This window comes from Roseomonas sp. AR75, from assembly GCF_005222815.1.
Lineage (GTDB): Bacteria > Pseudomonadota > Alphaproteobacteria > Acetobacterales > Acetobacteraceae > Falsiroseomonas.
This window is the reverse complement of record NZ_STGB01000005.1, coordinates 951,413-965,556: the sequence shown is the minus strand read 5'-3', so window position 1 is coordinate 965,556 and position 14,144 is coordinate 951,413. Positions and strand designations below refer to the sequence as shown.

13 protein-coding genes are annotated in these 14,144 nt (G+C 71.0%); 8 read left to right on the top strand and 5 right to left on the bottom strand.

Features of this window, described 5'->3' with window-relative positions:
• Positions 1-155: 155 nt before the first annotated feature.
• Complete coding sequence (locus tag E4T13_RS24015; RefSeq protein WP_137180858.1) at positions 156-824, top strand: haloacid dehalogenase type II; 669 nt, start codon at positions 156-158, stop codon at positions 822-824.
• Between the two features lie 7 nt (positions 825-831).
• Positions 832-2,109 carry an FAD-binding oxidoreductase gene (locus E4T13_RS24010; RefSeq protein WP_137180857.1) on the top strand — a complete coding sequence of 426 codons (1,278 nt, stop codon included), beginning with the start codon at positions 832-834 and terminating at the stop codon, positions 2,107-2,109.
• Here E4T13_RS24010 and E4T13_RS24005 read toward each other — a convergent pair.
• Genes E4T13_RS24005 through gabT form a run of 5 tightly spaced genes read right to left on the bottom strand, consistent with a single transcriptional unit; the run spans position 2,090 to position 8,640 of the window.
• A complete protein-coding gene (locus tag E4T13_RS24005) occupies positions 2,090-3,898 on the bottom strand; it encodes an ABC transporter ATP-binding protein (protein ID WP_137180856.1) in 1,809 nt (602 codons plus the stop codon). The two genes, E4T13_RS24010 and E4T13_RS24005, sit on opposite strands and share 20 nt — an antisense overlap.
• The gene (locus E4T13_RS24000; RefSeq protein ID WP_240791260.1) at positions 3,895-4,710 is read right to left on the bottom strand and encodes an ABC transporter permease; all 816 of its coding nucleotides are present in this window, start codon (positions 4,708-4,710) and stop codon (positions 3,895-3,897) included. Before E4T13_RS24000 ends, E4T13_RS24005 begins: the two co-directional genes overlap by 4 nt.
• A gap of 5 nt (positions 4,711-4,715) precedes the next feature.
• Positions 4,716-5,660, bottom strand: coding sequence for an ABC transporter permease (locus E4T13_RS23995; protein ID WP_137180854.1), 945 nt, complete (start codon positions 5,658-5,660; stop codon positions 4,716-4,718).
• Positions 5,661-5,678: 18 nt separating this feature from the next.
• Positions 5,679-7,292, bottom strand: a complete 1,614-nt coding sequence (locus E4T13_RS23990) for an ABC transporter substrate-binding protein (RefSeq protein WP_137180853.1) — start codon at positions 7,290-7,292, stop codon at positions 5,679-5,681.
• A gap of 55 nt (positions 7,293-7,347) precedes the next feature.
• Entirely contained in the window at positions 7,348-8,640 is a 1,293-nt protein-coding gene (gene gabT / locus E4T13_RS23985; protein ID WP_137180852.1) for a 4-aminobutyrate--2-oxoglutarate transaminase, read from the bottom strand.
• A 292-nt stretch (positions 8,641-8,932) separates the two neighbouring features.
• Between gabT and E4T13_RS23980 the strand changes: the two genes are divergently transcribed.
• The 6 genes from E4T13_RS23980 to E4T13_RS23955 all read left to right on the top strand — a co-directional run bounded on the left by E4T13_RS23980 (position 8,933) and on the right by E4T13_RS23955 (position 14,137).
• A complete protein-coding gene (locus tag E4T13_RS23980) occupies positions 8,933-10,270 on the top strand; it encodes an FAD-binding oxidoreductase (protein WP_137180851.1) in 1,338 nt (445 codons plus the stop codon).
• Between the two features lie 99 nt (positions 10,271-10,369).
• Complete coding sequence (gene phnD, locus E4T13_RS23975; protein ID WP_170985202.1) at positions 10,370-11,278, top strand: phosphate/phosphite/phosphonate ABC transporter substrate-binding protein; 909 nt, start codon at positions 10,370-10,372, stop codon at positions 11,276-11,278.
• Between the two features lie 7 nt (positions 11,279-11,285).
• Positions 11,286-12,152: a phosphonate ABC transporter, permease protein PhnE gene (gene phnE, locus E4T13_RS23970; RefSeq protein WP_137180849.1), complete on the top strand. Its 867-nt coding sequence runs from the start codon at positions 11,286-11,288 to the stop codon at positions 12,150-12,152.
• Positions 12,149-12,913 (top strand): phosphonate ABC transporter, permease protein PhnE, encoded by a 765-nt coding sequence (phnE, locus tag E4T13_RS23965; RefSeq protein ID WP_137180848.1) that lies wholly within the window; start codon positions 12,149-12,151, stop codon positions 12,911-12,913. Before phnE (E4T13_RS23970) ends, phnE (E4T13_RS23965) begins: the two co-directional genes overlap by 4 nt.
• Positions 12,910-13,560: a chloramphenicol acetyltransferase gene (locus tag E4T13_RS23960; protein WP_137180847.1), complete on the top strand. Its 651-nt coding sequence runs from the start codon at positions 12,910-12,912 to the stop codon at positions 13,558-13,560. The genes phnE (E4T13_RS23965) and E4T13_RS23960 overlap by 4 nt, the downstream gene beginning before the upstream one ends.
• Positions 13,561-13,783: 223 nt before the next feature.
• Positions 13,784-14,137, top strand: a complete 354-nt coding sequence (locus E4T13_RS23955) for an STAS domain-containing protein (protein ID WP_170985201.1) — start codon at positions 13,784-13,786, stop codon at positions 14,135-14,137.
• The last annotated feature ends 7 nt before the right edge of the window (positions 14,138-14,144 follow it).

The window sequence follows — 14,144 nt, the reverse complement described above, 5'->3', positions numbered from 1 at the left end:
GTCGTGGCCTCGGGATATTCCACTCCGGCCCGCGCATCCGCTGCCGCCGCGGCGCGCGCAAACGGCACGATCTGCCTCCGGCCGCCGCGATCCGCTTCTTCCGTGCGCCGCGCGGCCGCCTAGCATGGCGCAGGGACAAGCCAGGAGTTGCCGCCATGCCCGACATCCGGCCGAAATACGTGACCTTCGACTGCTACGGCACGCTCACCTGGTTCCGCATCGGGGAGGTCACGCGCGGCCTGATGGCCGACCGCGTGCCGGAATCGCGCATGGAAGCGTTCCTGCGCGACTACAACTGGTACCGCTTCGACCAGGTGCTGGGGCCCTGGGCGCCCTATGTGGACGTGCTGAAGGCTTCGCTGGAGCGCACCTGCCGCCGCCACGGGGTGCCTTTCCGCGAGGCCGACGGGCAGGCGATCTACGAGGCGGTGCCGAGCTGGGGGCCGCATCCGGATGTGCCCGCGCCGCTGAAGCGCGTGGCGGCGCGTTATCCGCTGGTGATCCTGTCCAACGCCTCGGACGACCAGATCGTGAAGAACGCGGCGCTGCTGGAAGCGCCCTTCCACCGCATCTACACCGCGCAGCAGGCGCAGGCCTACAAGCCGCGGATGCAGGCCTTCGAATACATGTTCGACATGCTCGGCTGCGGGCCGGAGGACGTGCTGCACGTCTCCGCCAGCTACCGCTACGACATCATCCCCGCCTACGGCCTGCGCGTGGCAAATACCCTCTACGTCAATCGTGGCTACGAGCCGGAGATCCCCTTCTACGGCGCGCATCAGACGACGACGATCGAAGGGCTTGCGAAGCTGCTCGGCGTGTGAGGGCGCCGTGAAGCTCGCCTCCTACTGGCTGGAGACCGCGACGCGCTTCGCCGGCGGCGCGGCAGGACCCGTGGAGGGCAAGGTGGATGTCGCCGTGATCGGCGGCGGCTTCACCGGCCTGTCCGCCGCGCTGGCGCTGGCGCGGCGCGGCGCCTCGGTCGCGGTGCTGGAAGCCGGCCGCGTCGGCGCCGGCGCCTCGGGCCGCAATGGCGGGCATGTCAACAACGGCACCTCGCACGACTATGCGGGGTTGGCGGCGAGCCTCGGCGCCGACCTTGCGCGCGCGCTGTATCGCGCCTTCGACGACGCGGTGGACACGGTGGAGCGCATCGTGCGGGAGGAGCAGATCCAGTGCGACTTCCGCCGCGCCGGCAAGATCAAGCTGGCGGCGAAGCCCGCGCACTACGAGAAGATCGCCCGCAGCTTCGAGATCCTGCACCGCGACTGCGACCCGGAGACAGACCTGATCCCGCGCGAGCGCATCCGTGCGGAGATCGGCTCCGACGCCTTCCACGGCGGGCTGCTCTATCGCAAGAGCGCGATGATGCACATGGGCCGCTTCGGCGCCGGGCTGGCGGATGCCGCCACGCGCGCCGGCGCGCGGATCTTCGAGGAAGCGCCGGTCACCGCGCTGACACGCCTGAACGGCCATGCGCATCGCGTGACGACGGCGCGCGGCACGCTGGATGCGGCGCAGGTACTGATCGCCACGGGGCCGAGCCGCGAAGGCCCCTTCGCCTGGTTCCGCCGCCGCATCGTGCCGGTGGGCAGCTTCATCGTGGTGACGCAGCCACTGACGCCGGAGCAGCTCGACAGCATCATGCCGACGCGGCGCACGGCGACGACGACGAAATACATCGGCAACTACTTCCGCATATCGCCGGACGACCGGCTGATCTGGGGCGGCCGCGCCCGCTTCGCGATGTCCAATCCCACCGAGGACGCGAAGAGCGGCGACGTGCTGCGCGCGCAGCTTCGCGCCACCTTCCCCCAGCTCGGCGCGGTGCGCCTCGACTATTGCTGGGGCGGGCTGGTGGACATGACGGAGGATCGCCTGCCGCGCGCGGGGGAGCAGGACGGGTTGTTCTACGCGATGGGCCTGTCCGGCCATGGCGCGCAGATGTCGGTGCATCTCGGGCAGCAGATGGCGCGCGTGATGGCGGGCGAGGCGGCGGCCAACCCCTTCGCGAAGCTCGACTGGAAGCCGATCGCCTTCAACTACGGCAAGCCCTGGTTCCTGCCGCTGGTCGGCGCCTACTACAGCCTCAAGGACCGGCTGGAATAGCGGCGCGGAGGAGGTCCGCCTCCTCCCGGTGGCACAGGATGTCCGCGCCTTTCGACAGCGTCCGGCGCGGCGGCGCGACGCGGTCGCAGGTGCCGGGCAGCGCCACGCTGCAGCGCGGGAAGAAGGCGCAGGCAGGGCGGTCGGTGCCGATGACCTCCGGCCCGCGAACGCTGCCGCGTTCCTCGAGCCAGCCCTGGCGGAGCTCGGGTACCGAGGAGACCAGAAGCTGCGTGTAGGGGTGCCACGGCGCCTCATGGATGGCCCGCCGGCTGCCCACCTCCACGCAGGCGCCGGCGTAGAGCACCATCACCTCGTCGCAGACCGCGCGCACGGTGTGCAGATCGTGGCTGATGAACATGGTGGCGAGGCCGAGCTCCCGCCGCAATTCGTCCATCAGATCCAGGATCGCGGCGCCGACGACGGTATCCAGCGCGGAGGTCACCTCGTCGCAGAGGATCAGGTCGGGCTCGGCGGCCAGCGCGCGGGCCAGGTTCACGCGCTGCTTCTGCCCGCCGGAGAGCTCGCCGGGCTGGCGCTCCGCCACCGCGGCGGGAAGCTGCACCAGGTCCAGCAGGCGCTTCACGCGGCGGTCGCGCTCCGCGCCCTTCGCGCCGTGGAAGAAGGTGATCGGGCGCCCCAGTATGGCGCCGACGCTGCGGCGCGGATTGAGCGCCGTGTCGGCGCTCTGGAACACCAGCTGGATGCGGCGGAGCTGCCCGGGCGTGCGCTGCGCCAGCGCCGGCGGCAATGCCTCCCCGTCCAGCAGCACCCGGCCCTGCGCCGCCGGCAGCAGCCCGGCGACGACGCGCGCGAGCGTGCTCTTGCCGCTGCCGGATTCGCCGATGACGCCGAGCGAGGAGCCGCGGCGGATCTCGAAGCCGATGTCGCGCAGCACCGGGATCTGCGGCATGCCGTCCGCGCCGATGCGGCCATAGCCGGCGGTCAGCCCCTGCACGGCGATGACCGGCGCGGCCGCGGGCGGCTGGTCCGCGCCGCGCGGCACCGGCGCGGCAGCGGCGAGCAGGCTTTGCGTATAGGGGCTCTGCGGCGCGGACAGGATGCGCGCGGTGGGGCCGATCTCCTGCATCGCGCCGTTGCGCAGCACCAGGATGCGGTCGGCCATCTGCGCGACGACCGCGAGATCGTGCGAGACATAGACGGCCGTGGTGCCGCTGCCCTTCACCACGTCCTTGAAGGCGCGCAGCACCTCGATCTGGGTGGTGACATCCAGCGCGGTGGTCGGCTCGTCCAGCACCACCAGCTCCGGTTCGGCGATCAGCGCCATCGCCGCCATCAGCCGCTGCAACTGTCCGCCGGAGACCTGGTGCGGATAGCGGTGCCCGATGCGCTCGGGGTCGGGCAGGGCAAGGGCGCGGAAGAGCTCGATCGCGCGACGTTCCGCCCCGGCACGGTCGGCGGTGCCGTGCAGCAGCGCCATCTCCGTCACCTGCGCCATGACCGTGCGGGAGGGGTTGAAGGCGGCCGAGGCGGATTGCGCGACGTAGGACACGCGTCGGCCGCGGAAGTCGCGCAGTGCGCGGCGCGAAAGGCCCAGCACATCGGTCTCGCCCAGGCGGATCGTGCCGCCGCTGATGCGGCAGCCCGGCCGCGCATACCCCAGCAGCGACAGCGCGATGGTGGTCTTGCCCGATCCGGATTCGCCGATCAGCGCCAGCACCTCGCCCTTCTGCAGCGCGAAGGAGACGCGCTCGACGATGGGCACCTCCTCGCCCGCGGCGTTGCGGGCGCGCACTTCCAGGTCGCGGACCTCGAGCTGCGGTCGCGTCATCGTTCGTCCGCCGCGCGGCGTCCGCCGCTCAGCACGTCGATGGCGAGGTTCACGCCGATGGTCAGCGAGGCGATGGCGAAGGCCGGCATCAGCACCGCCGGCGCGGCCTCATAGAGGCCGGCCATGTTCTCCCGCACCAGCGACCCCCAATCGGCGTTGGGCGGCTGCACGCCGAGCCCGAGGAAGCTCATCCCCGCCAGCAGCAGCACGATGTAGACGAAGCGCAGGCCGAAATCGGCCAGCACGGGACCGATGATGTTCGGCAGGATCTCCGCACCGGCGAGATGCAGCGTGCCCTCGCCGCGGGCTCGCGCCACGGTGACGAAATCCTGCGCATTGACGGTGACGGCGAGCGAGCGCGCGATGCGGTAGGCGCCGGGCGTGTAGATGATGCCCGCCATCAGGATCAGCACCGGCACCGAGGATCCGAAGGCGGCGACGACCACCAGCGCGAACATCTTGCTGGGGATCGAGATCAGCGTGTCCAGCGTGCGGCTGATCGCGCCATCCACCCAGCCGCCCCAGATCGCCGCGCACATGCCCAGCATCAGCCCACTGCCGCTGGCGATCAGCGCGGCGACCAGCGCGACGCCCACGGTGTAGCGCGTTCCATGCAGCACGCGGCTCAGCATGTCCCGCCCCAGATAGTCGGTGCCGAGCGGGAATTGCGCGCTGACCGGCAGGAACACCTCCATGTCCACGATCGCACCGGCGTCATGCGGCGCGACCGCGGGCCCGATGGCGGCCATCGCCAGCCAGAAGGCCAGGATGGCGAGGCCGATGAGACCGGCGGGGCGGAGTTGGCGGAGCATCCGGCTCATCCGTGCCTGAGCCGCGGATTGGCCAGGATGGCGACCACATCGGCCGTGGTGACCAGAACCAAGTAGGCGGCGCAGAACAGCATGGCGCAGGCCTGCACCACCGGCAGGTCGCGCTGCGCCACGCCATCCACCATCAGCTTCGCGACTCCCGGGTAGTTGAAGATCGTCTCCACGATGATCACGCCGCCCAGCAGGTAGGACAGGCTGAGCGCGACGGCATTCGCTATCGGCCCGATGGCATTCGGCAGCGCATGGGTCAGCACCACGCGCCACGGCCCCACGCCCTTGAGCACGGCCATCTCGACATAGGGCGCGCGGAGCTGGTCGATCAGCGCGGCGCGCGTCATGCGCACCATCTGCGCGATGATGACGCAGCAGAGCGAGAAGACCGGCAGGGCGAAGACCCGGAAGAACTGCCCGACCGAGGTGATGTCGGCCGCGGCCGACAGCGCCGAGACCCAGCGGAGCTGCACGGCGAAGACGATCACCGCCGCCGTCGCCACCAGGAATTCCGGCACGGAGACGACGGACAGCGTGAGCATGGACACCGCGCGGTCATAGGCGGTGCCGCGCCACATCGCCGCCGTGGTGCCGATGGCGAGGGCAAGCGGCACCGAGACCGCCGCGGTGGCCGCGGCCAGCATCAGCGAGTTCGGCAGGCGGGAGCCGATCAGCTGCGCCACCGGCATATCGTTCACCAGCGACCGCCCGAAATCGCCTTGCAGCAGCCCGCCGATCCAGCGCAGGTAGCGGACGTGGCCAGGCTGGTCGAGGCCGAGGTTGCGCCGCAGCGCCTCCACCGTCTCCCGCGTCGCGGCCTGACCGAGCTGTTCCTGCGCGGCATCGCCCGGCAGCAGGCTGGTGATGGCGAAGATCGCCAGCGAGACCAGCAGCAGCGACACCAGGCCGAGCGCGATGCGCGCGGCGACCAGCCTCAGCATGGCCGCCGCGCTGTCAACTCAACCTTCCCACCAGACATGCTGGGCAAAGTCGTAGCCCATCAGGCTGCCGACCGGGATCGCGCCGAGGCCCTTGAGCTTCGCGCTATGGCCATCCAGCAGGCTCTGGAACACCGGGATGCCAATGCCGGACCCGTTGTGGATCATCACCTGCATGTCGGCGTACATCTGCCGCCGCTTCGCATCGTCCGTCTCGGCGCGTGCCGCGGCGAGAAGCTGGTCGAATTGCGGGTTGCGCCAGGCGCTCTCGTTCCAGGCCGCGTCGGACTTGAAGAACAGCGTCAGCAGGATGTCGGCGGAAGGGCGCGGGTTGATCGCCCCGAAGCCGATCGGATGCTTGAACCAGTGGTTCGACCAGTAGCCGTCGGCCGGCACGCGCCGCACCTCCAGGTTCATGCCGATGCGCTGCGCGCTCTGCTGCATCACCTGCGCCATGTCGATGGAGTTCGGCGCGGCCGGGGAGCAGACCACGGGCAGCGCGGTGCTGCCCACGCCGGAGCGCTGGAAGTGGAACTTCGCCTTGTCCAGGTCGAAGGGACGCTGCGGCAGGCCGGCGAAGTAGAAGCGGTTGGTCGGGTCGATCGGTTGGTCGTTTCCGATGACGCCGTAGTTGCGCAGGATCGCCGTGCGCATCTGCGCGCGGTCGAACAGGTGCTTCATGGCCAGCACGAAATCGGGGTTGCTCCCGGGCGACTGGTCCAGCCGCATGATCAGGTTGGTGTAGTAGCCCGACTTGGTCTCGAACACCGAGAAGCCCTGCGTCTGCTGGATGCGGCGCACGGAGCGCGGATCGACGCCGCCGATGAGCTGCACGTCGCCCGACAGCAGCGCGTTGACGCGCGCCTGCTCGTCGGGGATGCCGATGAACTCGACCTCGTCGAGATAGGGCTTGTTGTTCTGCCAGTAGTTCGGGTTGCGCGTGGCGATGGAGCGCACGCCGGGCTGGAATTCCTTGCACAGGAACGGCCCGGTGCCGATGGCGGTGGAGAAATCCGATGTGCCGGCCTTGATGATGTGGAAGTGGAAGGTACCCAGCACCACCGGCAGATCGGCATTCGGCGCTTCCAGCGTGATCCGGACCTCGCGCGGGCCCGTCGCCACGATCTCCTTCATCTGCGTCGCGAGCGAGCGCGCGCGGGATGCGGTGGCCGGGTCCTTGTGGCGGGAGAGCGAGAAGACCACGTCCTCGGCGGTCAGCGGCTTGCCGTCGTGGAAGGTGACGCCGTCGCGCAGCTTGAAGGTCCAGACCGTGGCGGCCTGGTTGTCCCAGGATTCCGCCAGCGCCGGCCGCGGCGTCAGGCTGCCGTCCAGCGTGGTCAGCGGGTTGTAGAACATGTTGCAGCGCGCATAGTCGGTGGACAGCGACTGCTTCGCCGGGTCCAGCGTATCCGCCGTGGAGGTCGAGGTGCCGGAGACGCGGATGCGCCCGCCGCGCTTCGGTTCCTGCGCCACGGCCTGCGTCGCGGCGCCGATGATGGAGCCTGCGGTGGCGGCCGCCATGCCGCCCGCGCCCAGCATCGCCATCAGGTCGCGCCGCGTGGCGCCGCGCCGCACCGCATCGAGCACGCGCGATTCCTCGGCGCTGCCGAGTTCTTCGAACTTCCTGTCAGTCATCCCTGCCTCCTTGTTCTCGCCGCTGTTTGCCGGCGTCGTTATGCGGGCCTTGCCGTCATGGTGCGGCCCTTGCGAGGGCGCGTTCAAGCTGGCCGAGGCCCTCGTCCAGCTGCGCATCGGTGGTCACCAGCGGCGCCAGGAACCGTATCACGTTGCGGTGCACGCCACACTTGATGACCAGCAGCCCCTCCTCACGCGCGGCATCGATGATGCGCTGCGCCCGATCGGCATCCGGCCGGCGGGAGGAGCGGTCGGCGACGATCTCGATCGCCAGCATGAAGCCGAGACCGCGGACGTCGCCGATGGAAGGGTGGCGCTGCTGCAGCCGCTCCAGCCCGGCGCGCAGGCGCGCGCCCAGTGCCTCGGCGCGTTGCAGCAGCCCGTCCTGCTCGAAGGCGTCGAGCACGCCGAGCGCGGCGGCGCAGGCCAGTGCATTGCCGCCATAGGTGCCGCCCAGGCCGCCGGGCAGCGGCGCATCCATGATCTCCGCACGGCCGACCACGCCCGACAGCGGCAGCCCGCCGGCCAGGCTCTTCGCGACGGTGACGAGATCGGGCGCGATGTCCGCATGCTCGAAGGCGAAGAGCCTGCCGGTGCGGCCGAAGCCGGACTGGATCTCGTCCAGGATCAGCACGATGCCGTGGCTCTGCGCGGTCTGCTGCAGGGCGCGCAGGAAGTCGGGGGAGGCCGGCAGGAAGCCGCCATCGCCCTGCACCGGCTCGATCAGGATCGCCGCGACGCGGTCCGGCGCGACCTCGGTCGCGAACAGCTCGTCCAGTGCCGCCAGCGCATCGGCGTCGGCCACGCCGCGATAGGGGTTGGGGAAGGGGGTGTGGAACACCTCCGGCGCGAAGGGGCCGAAATTCTGCCGGTAGGGCGCGCTCATGCCGGTCAGCGTGGTGCCAAGCAGCGTGCGGCCATGGAACCCGCCGCGGAAGGCGATGACGGCGGGGCGGTTGGTGTGGGCGCGTGCGATCTTCACCGCGTTCTCCACCGCCTCCGCGCCGGAGGTGAAGAAGGCGGCCTTGTAGTCGGCGCCGCCGCCGACGAGCCGCGAAAGCCGCTCGGCAAGCGCGACATAGGGCGGATAGGCCGCGACCTGGAAGGCCGCATGGGTGATGCGGCCGAGCTGCGCCTGCACCGCCTGCACGACGCGCGGATGGTTGTGGCCGAGATTGAGCACGCCGATGCCGCCGACGAAATCGAGGTAGCGCCGCCCGTCGACATCCCAGGCTTCCGCGCCCTGCGCGCGGTCCAGCACCACCGGATGCGCCGTCAGCACGCCGCGTGGGACATGGCGCTGGCGCGCCTCGATCAGCTTCGCGGTGGTCTCCGGCGTGTCGAGCATCGGGTCGGGAGTCCTGCCTGTGGCCGTCAGGCTATGGGCTCCGCCACGGCGCGATCGGCTTCAATGGTCCCCCCGTTTGGGAGAGTTGCGTGTTGTTCGCCGGGTGCGCGGCAGATGATTCTGCCGAGGCGTGCCGGTGGCCCGGCGGCGGCCGTTCCGGCGCGGCGGAACCGCCGCCTTCGGCAGGGCATGCGCCGGAACACCACCCCGCGCCGCATAGCCTGCTGCGCGGGGGCGTGTAGCATGCGCGCATGATCCGCATTCCCGCCCGCGGCGCACCGGGTGCCGCCTGATGGTCGCCACCCGCCCGCTTGACCTGATCGAAGGCGACGACGCCCTGCCCGATGCCGCCGATGTGGTCGTGATCGGCGCCGGCATGGTCGGCGTCGCCGCGGCCTATGCGCTGGCGAAGGCCGGGCATTCCGTCGCGCTGCTGGAGAAGGGCGTGGTCGCCGGCGAGCAGTCCAGCCGCAACTGGGGCTGGTGCCGCACGCTGAACCGCGACGAGCGGGAGATCCCGCTGATGCAGCACAGCCAGGAACTCTGGGACCGGCTGCCGGAGGAGATCGGCGCCGACATGGGAATGCGGCGCAACGGCCTGGTCTATGTCACCAAGGATCCGAAGCAGCTTGCGGAGTGGCAGGCCTGGCTCGACAAGGCGCAGCCCTACCAGGTGCAGGCGCGGATCATCGGCGCCGAGGAAGCGAAGCGCCTGACGCCGGGCAATGCGCAGGACTGGATCGGCGGCGTCGTCTCGCCGCGCGACGGGCGGGCGGAGCCCGCGATGGCGGCGCCGGCGCTGGCGAAGGGGGCGCGCGCGCGTGGCGCCACGCTGCACCAGAACTGCGCCGTGCGCGGGCTCGACACCACCGGCGGGCGGATCAGCGGCGTCTTCACCGAGAAGGGACGCATCCGCACCCAGGCGGTGATCGTGGCCGCCGGCGCCTGGGCCTCGATGTTCCTGCGTCGGCACGGCTTCGACATGCCGCAATCCTCGGTGCATTCCACCGTCTTCGCGACCACGCCGGCGAAGCAGGTCAGCACCGGCCCGCTGCTGACGCCGGACTTCATCCTGACGCCGCGCCTGGATGGCGGCTATCTCGTCGCGGCGAAGGCGCGCGGACGGCTGGAGCTGACGCCGGCGGGCATCCGCTATGCAAGGCAGTTCCTGCCGGCACTCAGGAAGAACTGGAAGGTGGTTGAGCTGCGGCTCGGCCGGTCGTTCCTCGAAGGGCCGGACGCGCTGCATGGCAGATGGTCCTTCGACCGTCCCACGGTGTTCGAGCGGATGCGCGTGCTGGAAGCGCGGCCGAAATCCTCCATCGTGCAGCCGGCGCTGGATGCGATCGTCGCCGCCTATCCCGAACTCGCCGGCATCCAGGCGGCGCGGCTCTGGGCGGGGTGGATCGATTCCACGCCGGATGCGGTGCCGGTGATCTCGGCGGTCGAGGGCATGCCGGGGCTGGTCGTGGCGGCCGGCTTCAGCGGCCACGGCTTCGGCATCGGGCCCGGCGCGGGCCGGCTGGCGGCGGACCTGGTCACCGGGGCACCGCCGGTGGTGGACCCGGCGCCCTTCGCGCTGGCCCGCTTCTTCGACGGGAGCAGAGTACGGGCGCCGACGGGTATCTGACACCCGCCACGACATCGTCGCCGGCGCGTCACGCGAATGAAACGCGCTTCCGCTACTGGCCCACCGCCCGGCGCCGCCGCGCCGGAGAGGAGCCAGTCCATGATCGCACGCCGCGCCGCGCTGCTCGCTGTCCCCGGCCTGCTCGCCGCCCCTGCCATCCGTGCCCAGGCGGGCTGGCGCGCGCAGTATCGCGAACTGCGCCTGGGCATCTCCTCGGCCGAGAACGAGCGCGACGCGGTCCAGCGCCAGCAGCCCTTCCAGGACTATGTGCAGCGCACCCTCGGCGTGCCGCTGCGCGTGTTCCGCGCCACCGACTATGCCGGCGTGGTGGAGGCGATGCGCAGCAGCCAGATCGAGTTCGCCCGCATCGGTCCGGCCAACTATGCGTTGGCGCATCGCGTCATGGGCAGCCGCGTCATCCCCTTCGCGCGCGACCGCGATAACGAGGGCGAGACGGGGTACTACTCGATCGCCTTCGTGAAGGCCGGCAGCGCCTTCCAGCGCATCGAGGATCTGCGCGGCCGCTCCTTCGCCTTCGCCGACCCGAATTCGACCTCCGGCTTCGCCTTCCCCGCCTATTTCCTGCGGCGCGCCGGCTTCGATCCTGCGGGCTTCTTCGGCCGTACCGGCTTCTCCGGCAGCCACGAGCAGAGCGTCGTCGCCGTGCTCAACGGCACCTACGATGCGGCGGCGACCTTCTGGTCCAACCCGCGTCGCGGCAACATCCAGCGCATGGAAGAGAAGGGCATGATCGCCCCGGGCGTCACGCGCATCGTCTGGACCAGCCCGATCATCCCCAACAGCCCCTGGGTGATGCGCGCCGACCTCCCGGAGGATCTGCGCCGCGACTGGGCGGCCGCCGTCTTCGCCATGCCGGAGCGCGACCCGGCAGCCTTCGCAGTCGCGGCCTCGGGCGCCACGGGCGTCGCGCCGACGCGGCACGAGGACTACCTCGACGTCATCGCGGTGGTGGAGGAGAACCTGGCGCGGCGCCGCCAGCGCTCCTGACCGCGCCGTGATCTCGGCCGCCGCGCGCGGCGCGGAGCATGCCTGGCGAGCGCGACGGCGCAGGCAACGGATCGGCCTGTCCGTCTGGATCACCGTCTTCCTGCTCGCGCTCTCCGTCGCGGCGCAGGTGGGCGAGGTCAGCCTGTCGCGGTTGCTCGCCGGCCTGCCCATGGCGGCCGACTACGTCTGGCGCACCATCCCGGCGCTGCGGTGGGACAGCCTCGGCGCGGACCTGGCCGAGTGGATGTGGGGCCTCGATCTCTGGATCGGGCTGCTGCTGGACACGCTGCTGATCGCCTATACCGGCACCGTGCTCGGCGCGGCGGCGGCGCTGCTGCTGTCCTTCCCCGCGGCCGCGACGCTGGCGCCGCGCTGGGCGGTGGCGGCGGCGCGGCGCGTGCTGGAACTGGCGCGCACCGTGCCGACGCTCGTCTTCGCGCTGATCTTCGTCTACGCCTTCGGCCTCGGCCCGCTGGCGGGCGTGCTGGCGATCGCCCTGCACACGATGGGCGCGCTCGGTAAGCTCTTCGCCGAGGTGCACGAGAACGCAGACCTACGCCCGGTCGAGGCCGTGCGCGCCGCGGGCGGCACCTGGGCGCAGGCGATGCGCCTCGGCGTGCTGCCGCAGTCGCTGCCGGGTGTGCTCTCCTTCGGGCTGCTGCGCTTCGAGATCAATGTGCGCGAGGCGAGCGTGCTCGGCATCGTCGGCGCCGGCGGGATCGGGGAGGAGCTGTATCTCTCCGTGCGGCAGTTCAGTTATCCCGACATCTCCGCGATCCTGCTGCTGATCCTGCTGACTGTCTCCGCCATCGACCTGCTCTGCGGCAGGCTGCGCGCGGGGGTGATCGGGGCGGAGGATCTGCGGGCGGCATGACCAGGCTCTCTCCGCCCTGGATCTTCGCCGGCGGCACGCTGCTGCTGCTGGTCGGTCTGTGGCGCGTGGATGCCTCGCCGGCGCGGCTGCTCGAGGGCATCGGCAAACTCGGCTGGCTGCTGGCGCTGATGTGGCCGCCGAGCGCGGGCGGGCATCTCACGGACCTCTTGCAGGCGCTGGCGGAGACCGTGGCCATGGCGTTCCTCGGCACGCTGCTCGCGGCCGCCATCGCGCTGCCGCTGTCCTTCCTCGGCGCGCGCAACGTCATCGCCTCGGCGCTGACGCGCTTCACGGTGCGCCGCGCCTATGACGGGCTGCGCGCGGTGGACAGCCTGGTCTGGGCGCTGATCTTCGTCTCGGCCGTCGGCATGGGGCCCTTCGCCGGCATCCTGGCGCTCGCGCTGCCGGATATCGGCACGCTGTCCAAGACCTTCTCGGAAGCGCTGGAATCGGCCGACCGCAGGCCGGTGGAGGGCGTGCGCGCCAGCGGCGGGTCGCGCCTGCACGCCATCCGATTCGGGCTGATCCCGCAGGCCGCGCCGGTGATGCTGGCGCAGGTGCTCTACACCTTCGAGAGCAACACGCGATCGGCCACCATCATCGGCGTGGTCGGCGCGGGCGGCATCGGGCTTGCGCTGGCCGACCGGATGCGCATCAACAACTGGGACGAGGCCGCCTTCATCGTCCTGCTGATCCTGTTCGCGGTCGGCGTGATCGATGCGGCGAGCCGTCGCATCCGCATGAGGCTGATCCGCGCATGACCACCTTCCAGGACCCCGGCACCGCCGGCAAGCGGCTCGGCGGCGAGCCCTTCATCCACCCGACCGCCAGCGTGCGCGACAGCACGCTCGGCGCCTACACCGAGGTCGGCGCGCGCACCACGCTGGCCGAGGTGGAGATGGGCGACTACGCCTATGTCGTGCATGACGCGCAGATCATCTACGCGACGATCGGGAAGTTCTGCTCCATCGCCAGCCACACGCGCATCAATCCCGGCAACCATCCGCTGGACCGCGTGGCGCTGAACCACTTCACCTACCGCGCCAGCGCCTATGGCCTCGGCCCGGACGAGGCGGGGTTCTTCGACTGGCGGCGCGGCCATCGGGTGACGCTCGGTCCCGACGTCTGGCTCGGGCACGGCGTGATCGTGCTGCCCGGCGTCACCATCGGCGCCGGCGCGGCGATCGGTGCGGGCAGCGTGGTCACGAAGGACGTGCCGCCCTTCGCGGTGGTGGTGGGCAATCCCGGCCGGGTGCTGCGCTACCGCTTCCCCGAGCCGGTCCGCGCCGCGCTGCTGCGCATCGCCTGGTGGGACTGGCCACGCGAGAGGCTGGCCGCGGCGCTGGAGGAGATCCGCACCCTTTCGGCAGAGGAGTTCTGCCGCCGCCACGATCCGGCGCCCGCCTGACCGGGCTGCGCCGGCTCACCCTGTTGCCCGACTTCGGCGGGACAGGGAAATGGGGACCTCCGCTGCCGTTCGATCATGCCCGGGGCGCTTCGCGACCGCGCGCAGGAGGAGGGGCAGGATGCGGTCTGTGCGTTGCGTCACATCGCGCCTGCCCGGCGGTTACCGACACTGCCCTGCAGCGGCGGTTCGCGCCGGTGCAGCGCATGACGGGCGGGGTAGGACCATGGCGGCAGCTTCAATTCGGAAGACGGAAATCAGCGGCGGCGTCCGGCAGATCGCACTTGCCGGCTTCCTGGATACGGCGGGCGCCACGCGGCTGGAGGCGGCGTTCCTCGCCGAAGTGAATCATGCGCCGGCCGGCGCCGTCATCGACCTGTCGGATGTGGAATTCTGCGGCTCCTCGGGCATCCGCCTGCTGCTGACGGCGGCGCGCGTGCTGAAGCGATCAGGCGGCCGCCTGGCTCTCGCCGCGCCACGGCCGGATGTGCGGAGCGCGCTGGAGGCGGTCAGCCTGGACGCGGCCATCCCGATCGTCGACACCGCCGCGGGCGCACGTGGCCTGGTCGGCGCCGCATAGTCCGCCG

Coding starts and splice junctions, on each gene's coding strand:
- E4T13_RS24005 (WP_137180856.1), bottom strand. CDS start 3,898: ATGACGCGACCGCAGCTCGAGGTCCGCGACCTGGAAGTGCGCGCCCGC.
- E4T13_RS23995 (WP_137180854.1), bottom strand. CDS start 5,660: ATGCTGAGGCTGGTCGCCGCGCGCATCGCGCTCGGCCTGGTGTCGCTG.
- E4T13_RS23980 (WP_137180851.1), top strand. CDS start 8,933: ATGGTCGCCACCCGCCCGCTTGACCTGATCGAAGGCGACGACGCCCTG.
- gabT (WP_137180852.1), bottom strand. CDS start 8,640: ATGCTCGACACGCCGGAGACCACCGCGAAGCTGATCGAGGCGCGCCAG.
- E4T13_RS23960 (WP_137180847.1), top strand. CDS start 12,910: ATGACCACCTTCCAGGACCCCGGCACCGCCGGCAAGCGGCTCGGCGGC.
- phnD (WP_170985202.1), top strand. CDS start 10,370: ATGATCGCACGCCGCGCCGCGCTGCTCGCTGTCCCCGGCCTGCTCGCC.
- E4T13_RS24000 (WP_240791260.1), bottom strand. CDS start 4,710: ATGCTCCGCCAACTCCGCCCCGCCGGTCTCATCGGCCTCGCCATCCTG.
- E4T13_RS23955 (WP_170985201.1), top strand. CDS start 13,784: ATGGCGGCAGCTTCAATTCGGAAGACGGAAATCAGCGGCGGCGTCCGG.
- E4T13_RS24015 (WP_137180858.1), top strand. CDS start 156: ATGCCCGACATCCGGCCGAAATACGTGACCTTCGACTGCTACGGCACG.
- phnE (WP_137180848.1), top strand. CDS start 12,149: ATGACCAGGCTCTCTCCGCCCTGGATCTTCGCCGGCGGCACGCTGCTG.
- E4T13_RS23990 (WP_137180853.1), bottom strand. CDS start 7,292: ATGACTGACAGGAAGTTCGAAGAACTCGGCAGCGCCGAGGAATCGCGC.